We start from the raw sequence: 23136 nt of genomic DNA on the forward strand, positions 1-23136 counted from the left end.
TTACCGGCAATTCGCATCATCCCGGTCGAAGACAAAATCGTCAGGAAGCCGGCCACGGAATTTTTCCAATCGCGTGAAAACCTCTTCACGGGAAACCTGGGAGAGAGGCTGCTGCGATTCCCGCTGAGAAAGCTCTTCGGCTGCGCGTGTCTGATCGGCAATCTTCACCATTCTGGCCTCCTGCTCCCTTCCAATCTCGCACGAAGCGTCTTCACAAAAAAGCCCGGCATTGCCGGGCTTCTATTCACTGCTCACTATCCGCTAAGCACTCAATGCTTCATCGCCTTGACGATGTCCTCGGTCATCTTCTTGGCGTCGCCGAGCAGCATCATCGTACCATCCTTGTAGAACAGCGTGTTGTCGATGCCGGCATAGCCCGAGCCGAGCGAGCGCTTGACGAACAGGCAGGTCTTGGCCTTGTCGACGTCGAGGATCGGCATGCCGTAGATCGGCGAGGTCTTGTCGTCGCGGGCCGCCGGATTGGTGACGTCATTGGCGCCGATGACATAGGCGACGTCGGCTTGCGCAAACTCCGCATTGATGTCTTCCAGCTCGAAGACCTCGTCATAGGGGACGTTGGCTTCGGCAAGCAGCACGTTCATGTGGCCAGGCATGCGGCCGGCGACCGGATGGATCGCGTACTTGACCTCGACGCCGTGGCTTTTCAGCGTATCGGCGAGTTCTCGCAGCGCATGCTGGGCCTGAGCGACAGCCATGCCATAACCCGGCACGATGATCACCTTCTCGGCGTTCTGCATCAGGAAGGCCGCGTCGTCAGCCGAGCCCTGCTTCACCGTCCGCTGCACGCCGTCGTCGCCGGCGGCAGACGCCGTCTCGCCGCCGAAGCCGCCCAGGATGACCGAGATGAAGGAGCGGTTCATGCCCTTGCACATGATGTAGGAGAGGATCGCACCCGAGGAGCCGACCAGCGCGCCGGTGATGATCAGCGCCAGATTGCCGAGCGTAAACCCGATGCCGGCGGCCGCCCAACCGGAATAGGAATTCAGCATCGACACGACAACCGGCATGTCGGCGCCGCCGATCGGCACGATCAGCAGCACGCCGAGCGCCAGCGCCAGCACCACGACGAGCCAGAAGTCGAAATGGCTCTCGGTCTGCACCAGGCCGAAGATGAAGACGACGACCAGCACCAGCAGGCCGATATTGATGAAGTGCCGGTAGGGCAGCATGATCGGCTTGCCGGACATCCGCCCGTCGAGCTTCAGGAAGGCGATAACCGAGCCGGTAAAGGTAATCGCGCCGATCGCAGCACCAAGCGCCAGTTCGATCAGCGCCTGGCCATGGATATGGCCGATCGCGCCGATGCCGAAGGAATCGGGGGCATAAAGTGCCGCCGCCGCCACCATCACGGCGGCAAAGCCGACCAGCGAGTGGAAGCCGGCGACGAGCTGCGGCATCGCCGTCATCGGAATGGTGCGGGCGATATAGGCCCCTGCCCCGCCGCCGATGCTGAGTGCCAGAACGATCAGGATGAAGCCGCCGAAGGTGGGTGTGGCGAGCAGCAGGGTGGTGACGATGGCGATACCCATGCCGACCATGCCGTAGACATTGCCCTTGCGGCTGGTCGTCGGGTGGGAAAGCCCCCGGAGCGCCATGATGAACAGCACGCCGGACACGAGATAGAGGAAAGCTGCGAGGCTCTGCGACATGGTATCCGAACCCTCAGCGATCTTTTTTCTTGTACATGGCGAGCATCCGGCTGGTCACCAGGAAGCCGCCGAAGATGTTCACCGAGACGAGCACAAGCGCGACGAAACCGAAGCCGGTCGCAAACCCGCTCGCCGAGACGCCGACCGCAAGCAGCGCGCCGACGACGATGACCGAGGAGATCGCGTTGGTAACCGCCATCAGCGGCGTATGCAGCGCCGGCGTCACCGACCAGACGACGTAATAGCCGACGAAGATCGACAGCACGAAGATCGCCAACCGAAACACAAAGGGATCGATCGCCCCGCCGGTTGCCGCACTCGCCACTTCCGGCGCCTGGGCGGCTGCGGTCATCACGGCGCTGACGGCCTGGTCGAGCTGCTCCAGCGCCTTGTCCATTGCTTCACTGGCCATCAAAGCTTCTCCTCGGCTGTGGCATCCCCGGCGTTCTCGGCGTCAGCGACGGCAGGCTTTTTGCGAGCGCGCACCGGTTTGGCGTCTGCCGTGGTCACGACCGGGTCAACCGTTGCGACTGGCGCAGCAGCCGGAGTTTCGATGACAAACGCGGCTGCAGCCGCGGCGAAGTTTGGATGCACGACCTGGCCGCCATGGGTCAGCATGGTCGCCTTGACGAGTTCGTCCTCGGTATTGACCGCAAATTCCTTGGTGGTCTTGTCGACCATGGTCTCGATGAAGGCGAACAGGTTGCGGGCATAAAGCGCCGAAGCGGAGGCAGCGATACGGCCGGCGACATTGGCATAGCCGATCACCGTCACGCCCTCGACATCGGCGACCTTGCCCTTTTCCGAGCCTTCGATATTGCCGCCGCGCTCTACCGCGAGGTCTACCGCCACAGAACCCGGCTTCATCGACGCCAGCATGGCGCGCGACACCAGCTTCGGCGCAGGCCGGCCAGGGATCAGCGCGGTGGTGATGACGATGTCCTGTTTGGCGATGTGCTCGGCGACCAGGGCCGCCTGCTTGGCCTGATATTCGGCCGACATCGGCTTGGCGTAACCGGCGGTGGTTTCGGCCGCCTTGAATTCCTCGTCCTCGACCGCGATGAACTTGGCGCCGAGCGAGGCGACCTGTTCCTTGGCGGCGGGGCGAACGTCGGTGGCCGACACGACGGCGCCGAGACGGCGGGCCGTGGCGATCGCCTGCAGGCCGGCGACGCCGGCGCCCATGACGAAGACTTTTGCGGCGGGAACGGTGCCGGCGGCAGTCATCATCATCGGCATGGCGCGGCCGTATTCATGGGATGCGTCGATGACGGCGCGATATCCGGCAAGGTTCGCCTGGGAGGACAGCACGTCCATCGACTGGGCGCGGGTGATGCGCGGCATCAGTTCCATGGCAAAGGTGGTGAGCCCGGCTTTCGCCATGTCCGCAAGCGCCGCCTCATTGCCATAGGGGTCCATGACCGCGAACACCACGGCGCCCGCCTTGTAGGACGCCATCTCCGCCGCCGTCGGACGGTTGACCCTTAGAATGATATCGGCCGTCCCCACCTCTCCGGCGCCGGCAATGCGGGCACCGGTGGCTTCGAAATCCGCATCGCGAACACCAGAGGCGAGGCCGGCACCGCTCTCGATGACGACCGCGAGCCCTAGACCTGTAAGCCGCTTGACGCTCTCGGGCGAAGCGGCGACGCGCGGTTCGTCAGAACCTTCACGGCATACAAATACGATCTTCGGCAAAGACTGTCTCCTCCCAGTCGATATCGCAAGGCGGGCGAAATATTCCGCCCTGCCTCAAAGCCGGTGGCCGGATTGGCCGAACCGGATCAACGCAGCAGGAAAACGCCGGCTATATTGAGAATGATGAAGACGAGCAGGCTGCCGATGAAGCCCGCTCCAGCGAAGAAACCGGCAGCCATGGCGATCATCAGGACGACGATGACCATCGTGCCCCATTTCGCACCGGCGAGGAAGGCGTTGTAGGTCCTGTCGTGTTCCGCATAATCCATGGGAGCACCCGTTTCCACCGGCCCGCTATGGTGATTGTCCATCAGTCCCGTCTCCTTCATCAGCCGCACGCGCCCGCTCGATCGAAGTGTCGGCGCCTGCAGGAAAACCCTTGTCGACATCCGGAATCATGCATTGTTCGGCACGATGGAGGTCACTTCAGGCCTTACACAAAGCCATGGGAAAGCGCAATGCCGCCACAATGGCTTCCGGTACGCCGAAACGTCGGCGCTTCAGGTCAGATAGGACATTTCGGGGGAATTCGGCCGCCCGGCGATGCGGGCCGTCGGCAGGATGGTGAGCGGCGCGGTGTCGAAATTGGAGGAGCGCGCAAACAGCAGGCGGCGTTCATAGGCCTCCGACTGAAACGCCGGGAAGCGCTTCATCATCTTGGAGCGCAATTCGCGGGTCTGCGATGCGAGCAGCATCAGATCGAAATCGTATTGCGGGATCCGCCGGGGCGGCACCACCGGCTGGGCATAGAAGAACCGGCGATAAAATGCCGCATGCGCCGGACGGATCGGCTGCAGCACACGGTCCGCGTCGAAATAGATCGCCGCGACAGGCGTCAGCCGCACCGTCAGGTAGGGCATGGCCGAAAGTTCACTGGCATATTCCGGGGCGATCGCAAAACGGGCCGAGTCGATCAGCGTCATTCCGGCGTCCAGGAGGCCGTTCACCGCCTCGGGGAAAATGCTGATCGACTGGCAGACCCTGTGCTCCGGCGTGACGTGGTGGAGGCGGATCGTGCTGACCAGTTCCTCGTCGTAATAGACGCCGAAGACATGCGCATTTTTATCGAAATCGATCTCGTCGATGAGCTTGGTCGCCGCGACCGGCAGCACGTTATGAGTCTTGTAGGCCCTGTATCGCAGCCTGGCGATATCCTCGAAATCTTCGTTGCTTTCGATCCGCCGGTATTCGACATGGTCGAGTGTGGAGAGAAGCTTGGCTGAAAAGTTTCCGTCAGAAAAGGTTTGGCCTAGGGGCATTTGGGTCTGTTCCATGTGCTTTAACCATGGATTAACCCTAAAAGACCCATAGCCCGCAATGAAAGGACCGCAAATTGAATAAAATTCTAAACATTATGGTTAACAAACGGTTAAAGACCGCTCGCGAGCGTATCAAACCGTTAACACTGTTCTGATTTCAGGCGGGATTTAGCGCGCTGCGGCCCGAAGAGGCGAGGCCTGTGCATTTTTGGCACCACGCCGGATCGAGGAGAGCTTGGCCGCGGGAGCAGCCTCGGCCGCCAGTTCGATGATTTTTTCGGAAGCGACCGGCATCGAGAACACGTAACCCTGGACCAGATCCGAGAACCGATGGCGGTTGATCAGCGCGAGCTGTTCCTTGGTCTCCACGCCTTCGACGACGATCTTGAGGCCGAGTTCGCGGGACAGATGCACGATGCCGCGCAGGAGCTTCAGCTTGCGCTGGTCCTCGGCGATGTTGCGGATGAACGCCCGGTCGATCTTGACCACGTCGAGCGGCAGGGAATCCAGATAGCTGAGGCTCGAGAAGCCGGTGCCAAAATCGTCGATCGCGATCGTCACCCCGGTCACGCGGAACTGGTTAAGAATGGCGCTGACCGCCACCGGCTCGTCCATGAAGCAGCTTTCGGTAACCTCGAGATGCAGCCGCGACGGGTCAAGCGAATAGCGCTTCAGCACGTCCGCAACATAACCGACGATATCGTCGTTGCGCAGGTCCTGGATCGAGAGGTTGATGGAAACTGCCATCGGCTCCGGCCAGGTCGCGCAGTCGCGGCAGGCCTGGTCGAGCACCAGATGGGTGATATGCGAGACGAGCCCCATGTCCTCGGCCATGGGGATGAAGACGTTCGGCCCCACCATGCCGCGCTCCGGATGGCGCCAGCGCACGAGCGCCTCGCTGCATTCGATGCCGGAACCGTCGGGGCGATACATCGGCTGGTAGACGACATGCAGGCCATGGTTCTCGATCGCCTGGCGAAGGTCGACGCGGAGCTTCTGCTCGTCGATATACTGGGCGTCCATTTCCGAAAGGAACACCGTCAGCGTGCCGTTGCCGGTGGATTTCGCATGGTTGAGGGCAAGGTCCGCCTTGATCTGCCAGTTTTCCATGTCGAAGTCCTGCGACGGCAGGATGACGCAGCCGCTGTTCATCGAAACGGGAAGGCGAAGCCCGTCGACGTAATAGTCGCCCTGGATCTCGGCATGGATGCGGCGGACCTGACGCTCCAGCTCGCAACTGTCGTCGCCGCCGGTCAAAAGCACGACGAATTCGTCGCCGACCAGACGGCCCGCCAGCAGGCCGTCGGTCTTCAGCGCCGAAAGCCTTGCCGAGATCGCCGCAAGCAGCCGGTCGCCGACCACATGGCCGCGCAGGTCGTTGACATGCTTGAACCCGTCCACGTCGAACATCGCGAGCGCCGCCAGGGCTTCGCCCCGCCGCTTCAGCTTCCTGGTCGCAAGATCCGCGAAGTGGCCGCGGTTCGGCAGGCCGGTCAAGGCGTCGAACCGAACCATGTGCAGCACCTTTTCCTCGGCTGCGAGACGGGCGGTGACGTCTTCGAAGATCAGCACGACACCGCCGTCGGTGCGCGGGCTGACCGAGAATTCGAGATGGCGGTCGTCCTTGAACTTGAAGAGCGCGCGTTCGAGCGAGCCGTCGGCCAGTTTGGAAAGCTGGCGCAGGATGGTCTCGGGCGCATTCTCCGCGTCCTCGCAGAGCACGGCGGCGAAATCGCGGTCCTTGAGATCGCTCTTCTTGTCGAGGCCGAGCAGATCGCGGGCACGGCGGTTGATCACCTGGATCTTGCCTTCGCCGTCGAGCATCACCAGGCCGTGCGAAATAGTCTTCAAGGCGATATCGAAGCGGCCGGCAATGATCGCCATCTTCCGCGACGCGATGACGTTTTCATAAAGGAATTCGCGCACGCCGTTGGCCATCGACCTCGTGGTCAGGCCGAAGGGGATGAGCAGCAGCGACATCAGCGCCAGATGCAGATCCTCGGTGAACAGGCAGGCGATCAGGATCGGGCCGCAGCAGCCGAGCGTCTGGAGATCGACGGCGATGCGCGAGCCGTAATTGCGGCCGACGATCGACATCATCGAGCCGAGCGTCATGGCGATGCAGGTGAAGCCGACGAACGGGTTTTCGAGCACGAGCAGAGCGTAGCCGCTGGCGATGCCGAGCAGGAAGGCTGCGAGGAACGCGCCGATCACATATTGCTGCTCCCAGGCGGCGATGCCGTCATAGGTGAGCGCCCCCTTGTCGACCTTGTCGAACCGCTGGAACCAGTACATGCGATAGGCAAAGACCGCCGCGAAGCCGCCGGCGAACAGGAGATAGAATTGCGCACCGCTATAATGGAAAACGAGCAGGCACCACAGGACGTGAACAACCACGCCGGTCCATAGTGTGCCGCGATTTCCAAATAGCGACGTGACGAACGACAGATACACATCCGTCGACAGCGTCTTCGCTTCTGTCTCTTTCATCGGGTTCATCCCTTGTCTTCCGGTCGACACTGCGGGAAACCCTTTAAAATTTGCTTGTCCGCGGGCCGAAGCCCCCCTTTCATTGGGGGGTTCTTGATAGCTTGCTGAATAAATTGACAACAGGATAGCTAAAATTTCGACCACGCAACCTTCGGCAGAGGCGCAACCTCTTCCCGGTTTGCGCAACGCCTTTCGATCCCTGCTTTTTGTAGACGAAAACCCAGGCTTTTAGGACTTTCATTTTATTAGACCTTGGTTTACATCGCCATGCCAGGGCGGGCGGGATAAGAGAGACCCGTTGAATTGGGGAAACCATGGCTGCACTGTTGAAGATCAGCGGTCTCATCGACCGCCTCAGCGAAATTATTGGCAAATTTTCCGGCTATCTCGTTCTCGCCTGCACCCTTATCAGCGCCGGCAATGCACTCATCCGCTACCTCTTCAACTACAGCTCGAACGGCTGGCTTGAAATCCAGTGGTATCTCTTCGGCTTCATCGTGCTTCTGGGGGCTTCCCACACCCTGAGGCTGAACGAGCATGTGCGCGTCGATCTCATCTACGGGGCCGTTTCCGATCGCGCCCGCCTGTGGATCGATACGATCGGCCTGATCGTCTTCCTCATTCCGGCCTGCATCTATCTCGCCTGGCTTGCCTGGCCGTTCTTCGCCCTCTCCTATGCGCAGGGCGAAGTGTCCTCGAACGCCGGCGGCCTTATCCGCTGGCCGGTGAAACTCATCATCGTCGCAGGTTTCAGCCTCCTGGCGCTGCAGGGGTTTTCCGAACTGGTAAAGCGTATCGCCGGTCTTTTGGGCGTCCTCCAGGTCGATACGACCTACGAAAAGCCGCTGCAATAACACCATTTTCGGGGGATAACCGCTCATGTTCCAATACGGTATAATGCCGCCGGCAATGTTCCTCGGCATGATCATCTTCATGCTTTACGGCTTCCCGGTCGCCTTCTCGCTCTCGGCCGTCGGCCTTTTCTTCGGTCTTCTGGGCATCGCCACCGGCCATTTCGAGTTCGCCTTCATGCAGGCGCTGCCGTTCCGCATTTTCGGCATCGTCTCCAACGACCTGTTGCTCGCCATTCCCTTCTTCACCTTCATGGGAGCGATCCTCGAGCGCTGCGGCCTGGCCGAAGATCTGCTCGAAGGAACCGGCAAGCTGTTCGGCGCCGTACCCGGCGGCCTCGCCTATGCGGTTATCGTCGTCGGCGCCATCCTCGGCGCGATCACCGGCACGGTCGCCGCGTCGGTCATCACCATGGGCGTGATCTCGCTGCCGATCATGCTCAAATACGGCTACAATTCGCGGCTTGCGACCGGCGTCATCGCCGCCTCGGGCACGATCACCCAGGTCATCCCGCCCTCGCTCGTCCTGATCGTGCTGGCCGACCAGCTCGGCCGTTCCGTCGGCGACATGTATCTCGGCGCGATCGGACCTTCGATCCTGCAGGTGACGATCTTCATGCTGTTCATCCTCGGCCTGTCGATCTTCCGGCCGAAGGACGTTCCGCCGCTGCCGCCGGAAGCGCGGGGCGAAATGAACATGGCCCTGGTCATGAAGGTCCTCTGGGGCATGGTCCCGTCGATCGTGCTGATCTTCCTGGTGCTCGGCACCATTTTCATGGGCCTCGCGACCCCGACGGAAGCAGGCGCGCTCGGCGTCGTCGGCGCCATGGCGATCGCCGCGATGCACCGCCGCCTCACCTGGGACCTGCTGCGTCAGGGCATGCATTCGACGATGACGATCACCTCCATGGTCGTCTTTATCCTGGTCGGTGCCACCTGCTTCAGCCTGGTCTTCCAGGGCATGGACGGCGGCCTGTGGATCGAGCATCTCCTGTCGCACGTTCCCGGCGGCGCGCTCGGCTTCCTGATCTTCGTCAACATCTTCATCTTCTTCCTCGCCTTCTTCCTCGATTTCTTCGAGATCGCCTTCATCGTCATCCCGATGCTGGCGCCGGTCGCGAGCGCTCTCGGCATCGACCTGATCTGGTTCGGCGTGCTGCTGTGCATCAACATGCAGACCAGCTTCATGCACCCGCCCTTCGGCTTTGCGCTCTTCTACCTGCGCTCGATCGCGCCGAAATCGGTCAAGACGAAGGATATCTATCTCGGCGCCATTCCGTGGCTCTGCATGCAGCTGGTTCTCGTCGCCATCGTGATCTTCTGGCCCGAGTCCGTCACCTACTGGCTGGACAAGGCGCCGGACGTCGATCTCAACACGATCAAGATCGAGATCCCCGGCTTCGGCAACGGCGGCGGCAACCAGATGCCGAATTTCGGCCTGCCCCCGATGGACGGCGCCCCGGCCCAGCCGGGACAGCAGGGCCTGCCCGGCATGCCGAACTTCGGCGAGCCACCGAAGATCAACCCCTAAGGGCGGCTCCGTTCACCCTTGATCGGGACATATCTCAAGGAGGACAGAGTTGGCGCTCTGTCCTCCTTCGCTGTTTCTGCCCGGCGATGGAGCCCGGCGACGTTCGGCCAGCCCGGAACCCCCTCCATTTCCAACCTGTCTTTTGGCTGTACCTCTACCGCAATAGTCGTATGCGGATCGAGGTCCGGCGCCATATCCCGGCGCAGTTAACACTTTGGTAGCCATACTAAGCGGCCCGCCGACCCTATAAAGTTTGACTGACGGCACGACGTCGACGTCGCTCGTCCCCAAACCGGTTTAGCTGAAGCGCTCGGGGCCTGACATGCAGATAAGCCACGTATTGCCGAATGCTATGTACGTTGTGCGAAGGTCGATCGGTCGGACCATAGTGGAGCCGTTGCGGCGCAGACGGCTTGCGAGAGAGAGGTATGTCTTCATTCACCGCACCGACCGGGGGTACATCTTCAAACTCGATCCCGCACAAAGCATAGACGAGGCTATCTTCGTCGAGGGCTGTTTTGAAGGACGGTTTCTGGAATTCCTCCATGGCCGTTTCGAGCGTGGCGCCGTGGCGCTCGATATCGGCGCCAATATCGGCAACTACGCCATTCACCTCAATCGAGACTTCGCCGAGATCCATTGCTTCGAACCGCACCCCGAAGTTTTCAGGCGGTTGACCGACAACATTCGCTCCAACCGGCTCGATAACATCCGGCTGCACCAGGCGGCTCTCAGCGATTGCAACGACACGCTGACGTTCCGCGAAAACCTCGCGGGTGACCTGGGCGCCAGCGGCTTTGCGGAGGATGACCCGCCATCGGGCCGTAGTCGTATCCTGCACGTGCCGGTGTTTGAAGCCGACAAACTCGTCAACCAGCTCGGAATAACCAGGGTCGATTTCATCAAGGTCGATGTCGAGCGGTTCAAGCTGCGGGTTCTGAAAGGACTTCGTGCCACCATCGCCGTCAACCGGCCTATCGTGTCCTTCAAGTTTCATGGCCATCTGGCAGGGCCTGATGAGTTAGGCAAGCTCTCCATCTGCCTGCCGGACTATCAATTCTACGACCTGGAATATGCGCCTGCATCGGCTTCAACGCTGGAAAAACTGAAATGGAATTTCCGCCATGGCGGCGCGCCGGTTCTCAAACGGTTCGACCGCCCCGAGGCGCGGACCTACGAAAACATCCTGGCTTTTCCCTCCCAGGAAATCTTCAGCCGCTTCACGAACCGCCCTTCGAGCTCCACCTCCTCGGCTTGACGCTTCCCCCCGGCATCGGCCCAACAAAAACCCCGGACCTTTCGATCCGGGGTTCCTGAAATGAGACTGGCCTGATCTGGGATCAGAGCTTGCCGCTGCGCTGCTGGATCATCATGAACGTATCGAACGTGTATTCCGACAGCTGCATCCAGAGGTAACCTTCCTTCTTGAAGGCGACCTGGTCTTCGTAGATCTTCTTGAACGTCTCGTTCGAAGCCGAGATGTCCTTGTAGACCTCGAGGGATGCCTTGTAGCAGGCTTCGAGGATTTCCTGGCTGAACGGGCGAAGGGTGGTGCCCTGCGAGACGATCTGCTTGATCGCCGTCGGGTTCTTCGCGTCGTATTTCGCCATCATGCTGGTATTGGCGAAGGCGCAGGCATCGGTGAGAGCGGCCTGGTAAGCCTTCGGCAGGGCATTCCACTTGTCGAGGTTGATCAGCGCGTGGATGACCGGGCCGCCTTCCCAGAAGGCCGGATAGTAGTAGTACTTGGCGACCTTGTAGAAGCCGAGCTTGTGATCGTCATAGGGGCCGACCCATTCCGCAGCGTCGATGGTGCCCTTTTCCAGCGCCGGATAGATGTCGCCGCCGGCGATCTGCTGCGGCACCGCACCGAGCTTTTCCAGCACCTTGCCGGCAATGCCGGCGATGCGCATCTTGACGCCCTTGAAGTCGTCGACCGTGTTGATTTCCTTGCGGAACCAGCCGCCCATCTGCGCGCCGGTATTGCCGGCGATCATGCCGTAGAGACCGTGCTTGGCGTAGAATTCGTTCATCAGCTTGTTGCCGTTGCCTTCGTAGAACCACGAGTTCGTCAGGCGGGCATTGAGGCCGAAGGGGATAGCGGTGCCGATCGCGAATGTCGGGTCCTTGCCTACATAGTAGTAGGAGCAGGTGTGGCACATTTCGACTGTCGCATTGCTGACGGCGTCCGCTGCCTGCATGGCCGGCACGATTTCAGCGGCGGCAAACGGCTGAATGGTGAAATTGCCGTCGGTTGCTGCGGCGACATGCTTGGCGATGTCTTCCGCGCCGCCATAGATGGTGTCCAGCGACTTCGGGAATGAAGACGTCAGACGCCAGGTGATTTTCGGGTTCGACTGCGCGATGGCCGGTGCGGCGAGAACTGTCGCGGCAGCTGCGCCGGCGCCGGTGACGGCAGCCTTTTTAAAGAATGAACGACGATCCATGAAATACCTCCCAGTAAGACAAACCGTAAGGATTAGTAGGAATTATCCGTTCCACTCCCCCGATCCTGCCGCGAGGTAAACATTTTGGCCTATGGGTTGCAAGCGCCGGAGCTAATATTCCTTAATGCGGGAACGTCTTTTGTCCTTAGACTTTCGTAGCGTCCTGCCCAAACTGGATTCACAAGATATTTCAAGCGCCAATGCTCATTCTTTGGGCAGCGCCTTGCCCCGAAGCGGGCCTCGATCTTGACTTGAAGCGCGGTGCCGCGGCACAACGAAGAAAGACGCGATAAGCCTCGTTGGAGAGCCTGATGCCGAAACCGATCGTCGCCCTGCCCGCCGATATCCGCACGCTGGATGGAGCGATCTGGCATGCCTCGCCGAACCAGTATGTCCAGGCGGCGCTGAAAGTGGCGGATGTGATGACCTTCATCATTCCGGCTTTCGAAGAGGGCAACGAGACCGACGCCATCCTCGACCGGGTCGATGGTGTGCTGGTTTCCGGTTCGGCGACCAATGTTCACCCGTCCCTCTATGGCAAGCAAGCGAGCGACGGCGACGGTCCCTTCGACCCGGCCCGCGATGCGACCTCTCTCCCCCTCATCCGCCGGGCGATCGATCGCGGCATTCCGCTGCTCGCCATCTGCCGCGGCATCCAGGAACTGAACGTGGCCTTGGGCGGCACGCTGGCGAGCGAAATCCAGGAGCAGCCGGGCATCTGGGACCACCGCAAACCCGATGTGAAGGAGCGCGACGGCATGTATGCGATCCGTCAGCCGGTCTTCATTGAGGAAGGCTCCTGCATCGCCAACTATCTCGGCCTGACAGGCGAGGTCCAGGTCAACTCGCTGCATCGCCAGGCGATCGCCGAAACCGCCCCTCGGCTGAAGGTCGAAGCGACGGCCGAAGACGGCACGATCGAGGCGGTTTCGGTCATCGACGCCAAAAACTTCGCCGTCGGCGTGCAATGGCATCCGGAATACTGGGCGGAAACCGATGCCCCGTCACGAGCGCTGTTCCAGGCCTTCGGCGATGCGGTCCGCGCCTATGCGGCCCGCAAGGCGATTACCGACGTCGCCGCCTGACGCTCGCAATGTCGCAGCTTGAAGCTCAGGCCCGCGGCCGGTGTACGCCGGTCGACTGACGGATGCGCATTTCCGGCTTGATCAGGTGGATGCCGTCCGGCTCGTGGCTGCCGGCGAGGCGGTCGAGCAGGGCGCGCGCCGCAAGCCGGCCGACTTCCGTCTGGCCGTTCCACACCGTCGTCAGTGCAGGCGTCGCGATCGAGGCCTCTTCCAGATCGTCGTAACCGGTGACGGAGATGTCGTGGCCGGGCATCAGCCCGGCACGGGCAATGCCGTTCATCAGGCCGATCGCCACCAGATCGTTCCAGCAGACCGCAGCGGTCGGCTTCTGCGGCAGGGAGAGGAAATGCACCGCCGCCTCGAACCCGCCCTGCTTCGAGCGCGGCCCGGGAATGCGAAGGTTCGGATCCACCTCGATGCCCGCCTTGCGCAGCGCGTTGACATAACCCTGGTAACGGTCACGGCCGGTCGACGTCTGGTCGGTGCCGCCGATCATGGCGATCACCCGATGCCCAAGGCCGATCAGGTGGTTGGTGGCAAGCGAAATGCCGTAGCTGTCGTCGCCGCGATAGGTCGGCAGTTCGACGCCCTCCATCGAACGGGCAACCAGAATGGCCGGCATGCCGTTCTCTTCGGCAAGCCTCATATCCTCGATCGGCGTGCCGATCGCCGGCGACATGATCACCCCGTCCCCGCCGAGCTGCAGCAGCGTTTCGATGAAGGTGCGCTGTTTCTCGACCGAATCGTAATGGTTGGACAGGATGAAGGTATGACGGCTGCGATCGAGCTCGCTTTCGATCGCCTTGAGGATTTCCCCGTAGAACGGGTTCATGATGTCGTGCACCACGACGCCGATAATGCCGGAACGCGAGGTGCGCAGACTGGCTGCGCGACGATTGTAGATATAACCGAGCGCTCTTGCCTGTTCCTTGATTTTTTCCCGGGTATCGGCCGCCACGAGCGGGCTGTCGCGCAGAGCAAGCGATATCGTGGCAGTCGAAAGACCAAGGCTCTCGCCAATCGTCGACAACTTGATCTTTTGCGCCATTTCCCCCACCCGCAATGGCCGGCATCGCTATCCGACGCTCGAATTAAACTTTAAATAAACAATTTAATTCCATGCGACAATCCTGTGAAGGCGAAAATTGGAGGGAAATCAGCCCCTCTCGTCGGAGGACTCCGACTGAAGATTTTGTTCGATGGTTTTCAGGAGCTTGAGGAGGGTGCGGATCTCCTTGTCGGAGAGGCCTTTCGCGGCGATCGAGCCGCACTCGGAGACCGAGCGGCCGATCTGTTCGACGGTCTGCAATCCGGCTTCCGTCAGATGCACCTTGGTGAGACGCCCGTCGGTGCCATCGGCGCGGCGTTCCAGAAACCCCTGCGCCTCCATGCGGCCGATCGTACGCGTCATGGTCGGGGCCTTGACGCCGAGCCGTATGGCGAGCTGGCCAGGGGTCATGCCGTCCTCTTCGGCAAGGATCAGGATGACGCCGTCCTGGCCGGCATAAAGCCCGCTTTCGCCGAGGCTGCGGCTGAGTGCTGTGCGCATGGAGCGGGCGGCCTGGGTGATCGCCGGCGCAAGGTCGGTGGCCGAAAGGCCTTCCAGTTCCTTCTTCTTGCCGGACTTGGCTTTTTTATCGCCCTTCTTCTTGCTCATTCGCTCCGCCCGTTTTGCCCTAAAGAAGTAGCCGTTATATCTGTGGCGCGCTACCCATATCGAAACCGGGAAACCACCGCCAGATGTCGCACCCTTCGCCACGCTATCATGACAATGATACGACACTTGCGTCCACAGAAAGGCGAGACTGGATCGCCGTCCTGCCGCTCGGCGCCCACGAACAGCACGGACCGCACCTGCCCTTCGAGACCGACACGCTGATCGCCGAAGGCCTCGTCGCGCGCCTTATCCCTGCTCTGCCCGCCGGCCTGCCGGTGACATTCCTGCCCGCGGAGCCCGTCGGTTATTCGATAGAGCATATGGATGTCGCCGGCACGAAGACGCTTGCCTTCGATGAGGCCGTTTACCGCTGGCTCGGGCTTGCCGGCGACCTTCACGCCAAGGGCATCGGCAAGCTGGTGCTGCTCAACGCCCATGGCGGCAATTCGCCGCTCCTGACCATCGTCGCGACCGAGGCGCGGGTGCGATTCGGCATGCTGGTCGTGGCGACGAGCTGGACTCGCTTCGGGCAGCCAGACGGCTGGATCGCACCAGCGGACAAGGCAGTCGACATCCACGGCGGCGACATCGAGACTTCGGTCATGCTGGCGCTCCATCCGGACCGGGTCGATATGGCCAGGGCCGAGAACTTCCCGTCCCGCCAATCGGATTTTTCCCGCGACTTCAAGCATCTGCGCGCCTACGGCCCGCACGCCTTCGGCTGGAAGATGTCCGACCTCAACCCCACGGGCGTCGCTGGCAACGCGGCCGCGGCAACGGCGGAACGGGGGGATCTGCTCGTTGCGCATGCCGTCAGGGGGATTATCGAACTGCTGGAGGACGTGGCGCGGTTCGATGCACAAGACTTTAAGTAGTGGAATAAACCGGAGTGCTTGTTTATCATGGCGCCGCACCGCATATTTCTGACGAAATCCAGCAAAAGAGGAAATTCCAATGCGTATTTCCATTGCGGAAGCAGAAGGCAAACTCAGAGAGCTTGTGAACCTTGCCGAACAAGGGGAGGAAGTCGTCCTAACTCATGATGGGGCGCCCTCAGTTCGCTTGGAGCCAGTTATACATTCGGCCGGTACCCAATCGGAGACGGAAGCGATCGCGGCGGAATTACGGAAGCCATTGCTTCTGGCAGCCGAAGGAAAGCCCTTGAGCTATGCTCAAAAGACGAGGATTTTGCAGGAAATTCGCGAGATGGCGAGGCACAGAAACTTGCCGTCAGATACTGATGCTGCACGAAGCCAAGACTTTCTATACGACGAGCATGGCTTGCCCAAATGATCGTACTCGACACCTCGGCCATTATCGCAATCATCACAGGTGAAGCGATGGCCGAGCGATGCGCCGGCGTTATCGCAGCCGAATCGTCAATCATCATGTCTGCCGGAACCCTCACCGAGTCACTTATCGTCGCAGCACGCCGAAAACTTTTGATCGAAGTCAGAAGCTTGATATCAATCTCAGTAACGCAGATCATTGATGTAACACGGGAACGTGCCGCCCTTGCGGCCGCGGCCTACGCCTTGTTCGGCAAAAGCTTTCACCCCGCCTCGCTCAATTTCGGCGATTGTTTCGCTTATGCGACAGCCAAGGAATTCAACTGTCCGTTTCTCTATGTTGGTGACGATTTCGCGAGAACAGACGTAATTCCGGCAATACCGTCGGCTTCCTGACCCGGAGACATCAAGCCGCCGAGGCCCCTCATCGACCGCTACCCGAAGGTAACGACCATGCCTGCCGGCGGTCGCAATTCCGATGTGATCTTATAACATACAAACCCTTTGAACTCGTCCCGGCTTGCCCTTATATGAGACGAACAAAGCTTCCGCGCCGATCAGGCGCTCTCAAGTCCTCGAGGTTTTCATGACCGAAACAGCCACCGTCAAGCCCGTTCCCGTCACCGTGCTCACCGGTTATCTCGGCGCCGGCAAGACGACGCTTCTCAACCGCATTCTCTCCGAAAGCCATGGCAAGAAATACGCGGTCATCGTCAACGAGTTCGGCGAGATCGGCATCGACAACGACCTGATCGTCGAGTCGGACGAAGAGATTTACGAAATGAACAACGGCTGCGTCTGCTGCACCGTGCGCGGCGACCTGATCCGCGTCGTCGAGGGACTGATGCGCCGCCCGGGCCGCTTCGACGGCATCATCGTCGAGACCACCGGCCTTGCCGATCCGGTGCCGGTCGCCCAGACCTTCTTCATGGATGACGACGTGCGCGCCAAGACCGAGCTCGATGCGGTCGTCGCACTCGTCGATGCCAAGCACCTGCCGCTGCGCCTGAAGGACAGCCGCGAAGCCGAAGACCAGATCGCCTTTGCCGATGTCGTCGTCATCAACAAGACCGACCTCGTTTCGCCGGAAGAACTGGCGATCATCGAAGACGTCGTGCGCGCCATCAACCCGACTGCCCGCGTCTACAAGACCACCCGTTCCGGCGTCGATCTCGCCCGCGTGCTCGACCAGGGCGCCTTCAACCTGGAACGCGCGCTCGAAAACGATCCGCACTTCCTGGACCACGGCCATGACGACCATGTCTGCGGCCCCGATTGCGACCATGACCATGGGCATGACCACCATCATCATGACCACGATCATGACCATCATGCGCATGACCACGATCATCACGACCATGATCATCACCACCATCATCACCACGGCGAAATGTCGCCGATCCATGATGTGACGGTGAAGTCGATCTCGCTGCGCGGCGGCGAGATGAACCCGGAACGGTTCTTCCCCTGGATCCAGAAGATCACCCAGACGGACGGCCCGAGCATCCTGCGCCTCAAGGGCATCATCGCCTTCAAGGGCGACGAGGAACGTTATGTCGTGCAGGGCGTCCACATGATCGTCGAGGGCGATCACCAGCGTCCGTGGAAGGATGGCGAGAAGCGCGAATCGCGCCTCGTCTTCATCGGCCGCGATCTCGACGTCGACAAGATCGAAAAGAGCTTCCGGGCGTGTGAGGCACAAGCTGCGTAATGCCGACTGTTGCACCGCTTGATCTGGAAGGCCATGTCGTCGCCGCGCATTTCCTCGGCGACGTTCCATTCTTCGCCACCGCCGCCGGCACGATCCACCGCCTTGATGGCGGCGAGAAAGTCACGGAGGCTCATCAGGGTCTGCTGACCTGCATCCGCGACCCTTTCAGCGCCACGCTGCTGACCGGCGGCGAGGACGGCAAGGTGATGCGCATCGGCAGCAATGGCGAGGCGACCCTGATTGCCGAAGCGCCGCGCAAGTGGATCAGCGTCGTTGCCGGTGGCCCGCAGAATGCGGTCGCCTATGCGTATGGCAAGTCGAGCTTCGTGAAACAGAGCGACGGCACGCTGAAGGAATTTCCCGAGGAACGCAGCGTCGAAGGCCTCGCGTTTGCGGGCAAGGGCCTCAGGATCGCCGCCGCCCGTTACAACGGCGTGTCGCTGCACTGGGTCGGCACCAATGCGCCGCCAGTCGACCTCGAATGGAAGGGCGCCCACAACGCCGTCACCTTCTCGCCAGACGGGCGCTTCCTGGTGACCACCATGCAGGAAAACGCCCTGCACGGCTGGAAGCTCGACGGCAAGCCCGGCGAAAACCGCCACATGCGGATGACCGGTTATCCGGCCAAGGTGAAATCGCTCTCCTGGTCGCCGAAGGGCAAGTGGCTTGCGTCGTCGGGCGCGCCGGCGGCGATCGTCTGGCCGTTTTCGGCAAAGGACGGCCCGATGGGCAAGGCGCCGCAGGAACTCGGCACCCGCGCCAATATCATGGTTACGTCGGTTGCCTTCCATCCGGCCGAGGAAGTGCTCGCCATCGGTTTCATCGACGGCATGATTCTCGGCGTCAGGCTCGCCGACGCAAAGGAAGCTTTGCTGCGCCGTCCCGGCAAGGGCGGCATTACCGGATTGAGTTGGAGCGCCAACGGCAAGCTCGTCGCCTTCTCCTCCGATGCCGGCGATTGCGGCGTCATCGATATTGCAGCCTGAAAGCATGCAGCACGAATAACCGCGGCGGAAAAATCTCCGCCGCGGCCTGGTCCATGCGGGATGGGCAGGCAGCGTGTTAGAAGTGGTATGGGTGTCAGGCTCTGCTGCCTGCCCGATCGCTCCGGTGTTTTCCGAAAGGCGGGTAACGGAGGGTCTGGATCCGAAACCTTGAACCTTTCGGTGGTCGGCGCCCTGACGGCGCCTTCCTCACCTTTACGACCATCACCGGACGCCGGTTGCTCTCCGTGGGATGCGACCCGGTTCCGTGCCCTGTGACGCGACCAGTATAGCCGCAGCCGCACAGGCGGGGATGACGCAGGGTTATTTCGGCGCGAATTTGCTTCAAACGAAAAGGGAATTTCTGTTCGCCGCAGCGAAATCTTCCCCGCCGTCACGCCGCCTGGCGGTCCCCCTCGAACGTATCGATGCCGTCCCGGCCGTTGCGCTTGCGGGCATAGAGCGCCAGGTCGGCCCGCTGCAGCAGGGTTTCGAGTTCGCCAGGACCGCATATCTCGGTTGCCACGCCGATACTGAGTGTCGGCTGCACGACAAGGCCCTCCATTTCGGCGAGGGAAGCGGCAAAGGCCGTGCGGATCTTCTGGGCCGTCTCGACGGCTTTTTCGACCGGGCATCCTTTGAGAACGATCACAAACTCGTCGCCCCCCTGCCGCGCGAAGAGATCACGGCTGCGCAGGTGCAGGGATGCCGAGGAGGCGAACCGCCGCAGGACTTCGTCGCCGACCGCATGACCATGCGTGTCGTTGAGCTGCTTGAAACGATCGACATCGATGAGCATCAGGGCCACCGGTCCCTGCTCGAGACCAGCATAGGAACGCATCAGACCGCCGCGGTTGAGCACGCCGGTCAGTGCATCGCGGTCCGCCAGATAGGACAGCTTGTTTCCCGCCCGTTCGGCCGCCATCAGATTGATGACGATGCTTCGCAATGCCAGGAAGGGCGCCGCCCAGAGCCCCAGCCAGGCATCGGCGCCGTTGCCGGGAGCAAACAGGCCGCCTTCGCCGATCCAACCCGTCGCCGCAAGCACGGTGCGAACCGCAAAGATGGCGGCAGTCGGCAGGTAGATCGCCGCCACCAGCCATGCCGACCGCAGCCTTTCCTGCCGTGCGAGACGAATGCCCTCCAGCATCACCAGGAGGTCGCCGAGAGCGCAGACGAGCGAGAAGATGGCGATGCGCGGCGCAGTACTCGCATCGTCCCGCCACAAGAGGATCAGCGGCGCCGAAAGAACGGCGAGGATGAGCCAACTCAGGCCCCAGCGGGGCGGACGGCCGCCGAAAAGCCGGACGGAGACGATCAGCAACAGATAGCCGACCAGGATCAGGTGATTGCCGATCAGGATCGAGACGACATCCGGCAGCACGTTTCGAAGACCGACGCTGAACAGGCCGGCTCCGATGGCGATGCCGCTGGCGCTCCACCAGAACAGCCAGCGTTCGAACCGGCCGCTGGAATAGGCGATCATCTGGACCATGCCCAGGACCGCGCAGGTCATAGCCGAGACGATATAGATCGTCCGCAGATCCAGCATGAAACACCCCCAATGGCGACGCGAGGCATGCTAGCTTCAGACGGTTACGATTCAGTGTGCCCGGTCATTCAAGTTTATGCGAACCGGCTTCAAACGATGCGGACAGCTCCGATGATTTCGGCAAGCAGGTTGTGCAGGTCATCGCGATAACCACTGCGAGCCGAGGGGCCGCTTTCGTCTGACGTCATCACTACGGTGAGGCCGAGCGACGGCACGATATAGAGCATCTGCCCGCCATAACCCCAGCCGAACCTGACCTCCTCGCCGCCGATATTGCGCAGGAACCAGCCGTATCCGTAACCGTCGCCGGAAAAGCGCGAGTTGGTACGCGGCGTCCAGGACTGATCGATCCAATCCTTCGAGACGACCTGGCGGCCGTCCTTGGTCTTGCCGCCGTTGCGGTAGAGCTCCCCGAACGCCAGAAGCGAGCGGGCGGTCATCGCCATCTGGTTGCCGCCGAGATAGATGCCCTGGCGGTCGCGTTCCCAGGAGCCGATCCGGAATCCGTCGACCGGCTCCAGCCATTCGCGCGCCAGCGCCAGCGTCGATTTGCCGCCGACCCTGGTGAGGATCGCCGAAAGCAGGTGACTGGAGGCGGTCGAATAGAGCATCGAACCGCCGGGGTCGTCGTCGAACGGCTGGGCGAGCGCGAACCGCACCCAGTTGCGGCTCGCGATCCAGCGGCCGTAGTTCGGCCCCGACAGCCGCCCGAGCCCCGCCTGCATCGAAAGCAGATTGCCGATGGTGATCGTGTGGATGCGCGGGTCCGGATTGGCCGGCAGGTCGGCCTTCAGGATCGGTGCGATCTTCTGGTCGGGACCTTCGAGCAGCCGGCGGTCGATGGCGATGCCTGTCAAAGCCGAGATGATCGATTTCGAGGCCGACTTGATGTTGGTGGAGGCGTCCAGCGAATGACCGTTGAACGCCCGCTCGGCGAGCATTTCGCCGCTACGGGCGACCAGAACGACCTTCAAGGGCTCCAGCTCCGCCGCACCGCCGAGCACGGCATCGAGCGTCACGGGCGGCTGCGGCACAGGTGCCTGGGGCGCGCTCTGGGCAAGGCTGCGGGCCGCAGTCAGGGCGAATGGCAGGGACAGGAGAGTTGCGCGGCGTGTGATCATCCTGCGAAGCTAGAACGGCCAGGCGGTCGAGACTATGGCGGAAAGCGTGGATTCACGCAGAGATGATGGGACGTGAAATAGGGAGCTGCCGCTGCGGCATCCCCAACCCTCGCCCTTGTGGGAGAGTGGCCGGCAGGCTGGAGAGCGCCACATCGACGGTAGAGCAGAAACGGAAAGCAGTGTATTGGACCATCCCGACCGTCTTCATCGTTGCGTAGCCGATTCCCTCACTGGACCGGACCCGCAGCGCCGGGACAGCCGTTTATACGATCGGATACGACATGGCCAAGGCGCCCAAGACTGAACATTCCGAACTTGCCGGCGAATTCACCGACGACGGCATTACCGTGCTGGTCGATATCTACCGCCCCGCCGGCACCCAGGGCGACTGGACGCTCGAAGTTATCACCGAAGAGGATGACGTCACCACCTGGGAAGAACCGTTTCCGACTGACCGCGAAGCCTTCGACGAGTTCCTGGCAACGGTCGAGCGCGACGGCATCCGCTCCTTCTTCGGCGAACCCGAACCCAATCCCGCGGTGCATTGATGAAGAATGTCGAAGACCTCACCACATCTGCCAAAACCATGCACGACCGCTACGCGTCGGGGCGCATGGACCGCGAAATCGTTCGCCAATGGGTGTTGGGTCTGAGCATGTATCCGGAGCCCTATGGCAGGCATATCCAGGAGGCGACCGCCTGGTTCAAGCCTTCGCGCGACGACCTGGATCCCGTGGAGCTGAAGATCGCCGACCTTGCCAAGCTGCAGGCGATCTATCGGCCGTAGGACATCCCCTCAGGAAATTCCGCCGTATCCGGACTTCAAAGCCCCGCTTCGGCGAACACCTTGACGATCCAGTCGAGGAAGACGCGCACCCGCGGCGAAAGTTGGCGGTTCTGCGGATAGAGCGCCGAAAGTAGGGTCGGCGGCGGCGGGAAATCGGCAAGCACTTCGACGAGCACGCCCTCGTCGATATCCCGCTGCAGGCGATAACGCGGCGCCTGTATGAGCCCGAAGCCGCGGCGGGCGAGATCGACCATCGTGTCGGAATTGTTGACCGTCAATCGGTTTGGAAGGGTGACGTAGCGCACCTCGCCGCCAACCATGAATTCGAGCGGCATGATCTGGCCCGTGCGCGACGACAGGAAGCCGATGGCGAGATGCCCCTCCAGCGCATCGGGTGATTTCGGCATGCCATGTTTCTGGACATAGGCGCGGCTGGCGCAGGTGATTTCGGTGATGGTTCCGAGCCTGCGCATGATCAGCCCGCTGTCGTCGATCTCGCCTGCCCGGATGACGCAGTCCACGCCTTCGCGAACGAGATCCACCAGCCGGTCGCCCTGACCGATCTGCAGTTCCAGGAGCGGATAGCGGTCGAGGAATTCATGAAGGCGCGGCAAGAGGAAGGTGCGGGTCAGGAACCCGTGCGCATCGACACGCAGCAGGCCGCGCGGCTGCGCATCGCGAAAGATGTTCTCCGCCTCGTCCACTTCCGCGAGAATCGCGAGGCAACGCTCGTAGAAGGCCCGACCGTCGAGCGTCGGGGTGACGTAGCGCGTCGTCCGCTCCAGAAGTCGCGTGCCGATCCCCTCCTCGAGCTGCTTGACCGCTTCGGTGACGGTCGAACGGGCAAGGCCGAGATCCGCGGCCGCAGCGGAAAAGCTGCGCCGCTCGACAATCCGGACGAAGAGCTGCATGCGGTCGAGGCGATCCATGACCTTGTTCACCACAGGCGAATTCTGATGTCAATTCGCCGCCAATTGTTCTTGGGCCGTGTCAGCAATATCTCCT

The 23136-nt window shown here is 61.5% G+C and carries 24 protein-coding genes; 11 read left to right on the plus strand and 13 right to left on the minus strand.

What is annotated here, in order from left to right; translation table 11 throughout:
• The 7 genes from GQ59_RS32295 to GQ59_RS03230 form a co-directional block, all read right to left on the minus strand.
• The gene (locus GQ59_RS32295; protein WP_156376342.1) at nt 1-171 is read right to left on the minus strand and encodes a hypothetical protein; all 171 of its coding nucleotides are present in this window, start codon (nt 169-171) and stop codon (nt 1-3) included.
• 98 nt (nt 172-269) lie between these two features.
• On the minus strand, nt 270-1670 hold the full coding sequence (locus GQ59_RS03205) for an NAD(P)(+) transhydrogenase (Re/Si-specific) subunit beta (RefSeq protein ID WP_037077286.1): 1401 nt from the start codon (nt 1668-1670) through the stop codon (nt 270-272).
• A 13-nt stretch (nt 1671-1683) separates the two neighbouring features.
• Nucleotides 1684-2082, minus strand: a complete 399-nt coding sequence (locus GQ59_RS03210; protein WP_037077287.1) for an NAD(P) transhydrogenase subunit alpha part 2 — start codon at nt 2080-2082, stop codon at nt 1684-1686.
• Nucleotides 2082-3368 carry a Re/Si-specific NAD(P)(+) transhydrogenase subunit alpha gene (locus GQ59_RS03215; protein WP_084682954.1) on the minus strand — a complete coding sequence of 429 codons (1287 nt, stop codon included), beginning with the start codon at nt 3366-3368 and terminating at the stop codon, nt 2082-2084. The genes GQ59_RS03210 and GQ59_RS03215 overlap by 1 nt, the downstream gene beginning before the upstream one ends.
• 86 nt (nt 3369-3454) lie before the next feature.
• Nucleotides 3455-3757 (minus strand): aa3-type cytochrome c oxidase subunit IV, encoded by a 303-nt coding sequence (locus GQ59_RS03220; RefSeq protein ID WP_341872373.1) that lies wholly within the window; start codon nt 3755-3757, stop codon nt 3455-3457.
• A gap of 111 nt (nt 3758-3868) precedes the next feature.
• Nucleotides 3869-4627 carry an N-acyl amino acid synthase FeeM domain-containing protein gene (locus GQ59_RS03225; protein ID WP_037077291.1) on the minus strand — a complete coding sequence of 253 codons (759 nt, stop codon included), beginning with the start codon at nt 4625-4627 and terminating at the stop codon, nt 3869-3871.
• Nucleotides 4628-4795: 168 nt separating this feature from the next.
• Nucleotides 4796-7117 carry a putative bifunctional diguanylate cyclase/phosphodiesterase gene (locus tag GQ59_RS03230; RefSeq protein ID WP_037078152.1) on the minus strand — a complete coding sequence of 774 codons (2322 nt, stop codon included), beginning with the start codon at nt 7115-7117 and terminating at the stop codon, nt 4796-4798.
• Nucleotides 7118-7431: 314 nt separating this feature from the next.
• Here GQ59_RS03230 and GQ59_RS03235 point away from each other — a divergent pair, with 314 nt between their 5' ends.
• The 3 genes from GQ59_RS03235 to GQ59_RS03245 all read left to right on the plus strand — a co-directional run bounded on the left by GQ59_RS03235 (nt 7432) and on the right by GQ59_RS03245 (nt 10757).
• Nucleotides 7432-7971 carry a TRAP transporter small permease subunit gene (locus tag GQ59_RS03235; protein WP_037077292.1) on the plus strand — a complete coding sequence of 180 codons (540 nt, stop codon included), beginning with the start codon at nt 7432-7434 and terminating at the stop codon, nt 7969-7971.
• Between the two features lie 25 nt (nt 7972-7996).
• Nucleotides 7997-9499, plus strand: a complete 1503-nt coding sequence (locus tag GQ59_RS03240; RefSeq protein WP_037077293.1) for a TRAP transporter large permease — start codon at nt 7997-7999, stop codon at nt 9497-9499.
• Nucleotides 9500-9896: 397 nt separating this feature from the next.
• Nucleotides 9897-10757, plus strand: coding sequence for an FkbM family methyltransferase (locus GQ59_RS03245; RefSeq protein WP_037077294.1), 861 nt, complete (start codon nt 9897-9899; stop codon nt 10755-10757).
• Between the two features lie 82 nt (nt 10758-10839).
• Here GQ59_RS03245 and GQ59_RS03250 read toward each other — a convergent pair whose 3' ends face one another.
• The gene (locus GQ59_RS03250) at nt 10840-11946 is read right to left on the minus strand and encodes a TRAP transporter substrate-binding protein (RefSeq protein ID WP_037077296.1); all 1107 of its coding nucleotides are present in this window, start codon (nt 11944-11946) and stop codon (nt 10840-10842) included.
• 311 nt (nt 11947-12257) lie between these two features.
• Here GQ59_RS03250 and GQ59_RS03255 point away from each other — a divergent pair, with 311 nt between their 5' ends.
• Nucleotides 12258-13031 (plus strand): gamma-glutamyl-gamma-aminobutyrate hydrolase family protein, encoded by a 774-nt coding sequence (locus GQ59_RS03255; protein ID WP_037077298.1) that lies wholly within the window; start codon nt 12258-12260, stop codon nt 13029-13031.
• Nucleotides 13032-13056: 25 nt separating this feature from the next.
• Here GQ59_RS03255 and GQ59_RS03260 read toward each other — a convergent pair whose 3' ends face one another.
• The gene (locus GQ59_RS03260; protein ID WP_007756725.1) at nt 13057-14079 is read right to left on the minus strand and encodes a LacI family DNA-binding transcriptional regulator; all 1023 of its coding nucleotides are present in this window, start codon (nt 14077-14079) and stop codon (nt 13057-13059) included.
• A gap of 108 nt (nt 14080-14187) precedes the next feature.
• Nucleotides 14188-14688: a MarR family winged helix-turn-helix transcriptional regulator gene (locus GQ59_RS03265; protein WP_037077301.1), complete on the minus strand. Its 501-nt coding sequence runs from the start codon at nt 14686-14688 to the stop codon at nt 14188-14190.
• A gap of 83 nt (nt 14689-14771) precedes the next feature.
• Between GQ59_RS03265 and GQ59_RS03270 the strand changes: the two genes are divergently transcribed.
• The 5 genes from GQ59_RS03270 to GQ59_RS03290 all read left to right on the plus strand — a co-directional run bounded on the left by GQ59_RS03270 (nt 14772) and on the right by GQ59_RS03290 (nt 18674).
• Entirely contained in the window at nt 14772-15563 is a 792-nt protein-coding gene (locus tag GQ59_RS03270; protein WP_037077302.1) for a creatininase family protein, read from the plus strand.
• A gap of 79 nt (nt 15564-15642) precedes the next feature.
• Nucleotides 15643-15981 carry a type II toxin-antitoxin system Phd/YefM family antitoxin gene (locus GQ59_RS03275; RefSeq protein WP_037077304.1) on the plus strand — a complete coding sequence of 113 codons (339 nt, stop codon included), beginning with the start codon at nt 15643-15645 and terminating at the stop codon, nt 15979-15981.
• Nucleotides 15978-16373, plus strand: a complete 396-nt coding sequence (locus GQ59_RS03280; protein ID WP_037077306.1) for a type II toxin-antitoxin system VapC family toxin — start codon at nt 15978-15980, stop codon at nt 16371-16373. The genes GQ59_RS03275 and GQ59_RS03280 overlap by 4 nt, the downstream gene beginning before the upstream one ends.
• Nucleotides 16374-16563: 190 nt before the next feature.
• On the plus strand, nt 16564-17688 hold the full coding sequence (locus tag GQ59_RS03285) for a CobW family GTP-binding protein (RefSeq protein WP_037077308.1): 1125 nt from the start codon (nt 16564-16566) through the stop codon (nt 17686-17688).
• Complete coding sequence (locus GQ59_RS03290; RefSeq protein WP_037077310.1) at nt 17688-18674, plus strand: WD40 repeat domain-containing protein; 987 nt, start codon at nt 17688-17690, stop codon at nt 18672-18674. The genes GQ59_RS03285 and GQ59_RS03290 overlap by 1 nt, the downstream gene beginning before the upstream one ends.
• Before the next feature lie 391 nt (nt 18675-19065).
• On the opposite strand, the gene GQ59_RS03295 is transcribed toward GQ59_RS03290, so the two are convergent.
• Entirely contained in the window at nt 19066-20223 is a 1158-nt protein-coding gene (locus tag GQ59_RS03295; RefSeq protein ID WP_037077312.1) for a GGDEF domain-containing protein, read from the minus strand.
• Nucleotides 20224-20312: 89 nt separating this feature from the next.
• Complete coding sequence (locus GQ59_RS03300) at nt 20313-21344, minus strand: serine hydrolase domain-containing protein (protein ID WP_037077314.1); 1032 nt, start codon at nt 21342-21344, stop codon at nt 20313-20315.
• A gap of 281 nt (nt 21345-21625) precedes the next feature.
• Here GQ59_RS03300 and GQ59_RS03305 point away from each other — a divergent pair, with 281 nt between their 5' ends.
• Nucleotides 21626-21892, plus strand: coding sequence for a hypothetical protein (locus GQ59_RS03305; RefSeq protein WP_037077316.1), 267 nt, complete (start codon nt 21626-21628; stop codon nt 21890-21892).
• Nucleotides 21892-22131: a hypothetical protein gene (locus GQ59_RS03310; protein WP_037077318.1), complete on the plus strand. Its 240-nt coding sequence runs from the start codon at nt 21892-21894 to the stop codon at nt 22129-22131. Before GQ59_RS03305 ends, GQ59_RS03310 begins: the two co-directional genes overlap by 1 nt.
• Before the next feature lie 35 nt (nt 22132-22166).
• Here GQ59_RS03310 and GQ59_RS03315 read toward each other — a convergent pair whose 3' ends face one another.
• A complete protein-coding gene (locus GQ59_RS03315) occupies nt 22167-23060 on the minus strand; it encodes a LysR family transcriptional regulator (RefSeq protein ID WP_037078154.1) in 894 nt (297 codons plus the stop codon).
• Nucleotides 23061-23136: the final 76 nt, after the last annotated feature.

The organism is Neorhizobium vignae (assembly GCF_000732195.1).
GTDB classification, from domain to species: Bacteria; Pseudomonadota; Alphaproteobacteria; order Rhizobiales; family Rhizobiaceae; genus Neorhizobium; species Neorhizobium vignae.

Bases quoted from the DNA above. Each gene is read 5' to 3' on its own strand.
- GQ59_RS32295 (WP_156376342.1), bottom strand. From the start codon at position 171: ATGGTGAAGATTGCCGATCAGACACGCGCAGCCGAAGAGCTTTCTCAG.
- GQ59_RS03205 (WP_037077286.1), bottom strand. From the start codon at position 1,670: ATGTCGCAGAGCCTCGCAGCTTTCCTCTATCTCGTGTCCGGCGTGCTG.
- GQ59_RS03210 (WP_037077287.1), bottom strand. From the start codon at position 2,082: ATGGCCAGTGAAGCAATGGACAAGGCGCTGGAGCAGCTCGACCAGGCC.
- GQ59_RS03220 (WP_341872373.1), bottom strand. From the start codon at position 3,757: ATGTCGACAAGGGTTTTCCTGCAGGCGCCGACACTTCGATCGAGCGGG.
- GQ59_RS03225 (WP_037077291.1), bottom strand. From the start codon at position 4,627: ATGCCCCTAGGCCAAACCTTTTCTGACGGAAACTTTTCAGCCAAGCTT.
- GQ59_RS03230 (WP_037078152.1), bottom strand. From the start codon at position 7,117: ATGAAAGAGACAGAAGCGAAGACGCTGTCGACGGATGTGTATCTGTCG.
- GQ59_RS03235 (WP_037077292.1), top strand. From the start codon at position 7,432: ATGGCTGCACTGTTGAAGATCAGCGGTCTCATCGACCGCCTCAGCGAA.
- GQ59_RS03240 (WP_037077293.1), top strand. From the start codon at position 7,997: ATGTTCCAATACGGTATAATGCCGCCGGCAATGTTCCTCGGCATGATC.
- GQ59_RS03250 (WP_037077296.1), bottom strand. From the start codon at position 11,946: ATGGATCGTCGTTCATTCTTTAAAAAGGCTGCCGTCACCGGCGCCGGC.
- GQ59_RS03255 (WP_037077298.1), top strand. From the start codon at position 12,258: ATGCCGAAACCGATCGTCGCCCTGCCCGCCGATATCCGCACGCTGGAT.
- GQ59_RS03260 (WP_007756725.1), bottom strand. From the start codon at position 14,079: ATGGCGCAAAAGATCAAGTTGTCGACGATTGGCGAGAGCCTTGGTCTT.
- GQ59_RS03265 (WP_037077301.1), bottom strand. From the start codon at position 14,688: ATGAGCAAGAAGAAGGGCGATAAAAAAGCCAAGTCCGGCAAGAAGAAG.
- GQ59_RS03270 (WP_037077302.1), top strand. From the start codon at position 14,772: ATGTCGCACCCTTCGCCACGCTATCATGACAATGATACGACACTTGCG.
- GQ59_RS03275 (WP_037077304.1), top strand. From the start codon at position 15,643: ATGCGTATTTCCATTGCGGAAGCAGAAGGCAAACTCAGAGAGCTTGTG.
- GQ59_RS03280 (WP_037077306.1), top strand. From the start codon at position 15,978: ATGATCGTACTCGACACCTCGGCCATTATCGCAATCATCACAGGTGAA.
- GQ59_RS03285 (WP_037077308.1), top strand. From the start codon at position 16,564: ATGACCGAAACAGCCACCGTCAAGCCCGTTCCCGTCACCGTGCTCACC.
- GQ59_RS03290 (WP_037077310.1), top strand. From the start codon at position 17,688: ATGCCGACTGTTGCACCGCTTGATCTGGAAGGCCATGTCGTCGCCGCG.
- GQ59_RS03295 (WP_037077312.1), bottom strand. From the start codon at position 20,223: ATGCTGGATCTGCGGACGATCTATATCGTCTCGGCTATGACCTGCGCG.
- GQ59_RS03300 (WP_037077314.1), bottom strand. From the start codon at position 21,344: ATGATCACACGCCGCGCAACTCTCCTGTCCCTGCCATTCGCCCTGACT.
- GQ59_RS03305 (WP_037077316.1), top strand. From the start codon at position 21,626: ATGGCCAAGGCGCCCAAGACTGAACATTCCGAACTTGCCGGCGAATTC.
- GQ59_RS03310 (WP_037077318.1), top strand. From the start codon at position 21,892: ATGAAGAATGTCGAAGACCTCACCACATCTGCCAAAACCATGCACGAC.
- GQ59_RS03315 (WP_037078154.1), bottom strand. From the start codon at position 23,060: ATGGATCGCCTCGACCGCATGCAGCTCTTCGTCCGGATTGTCGAGCGG.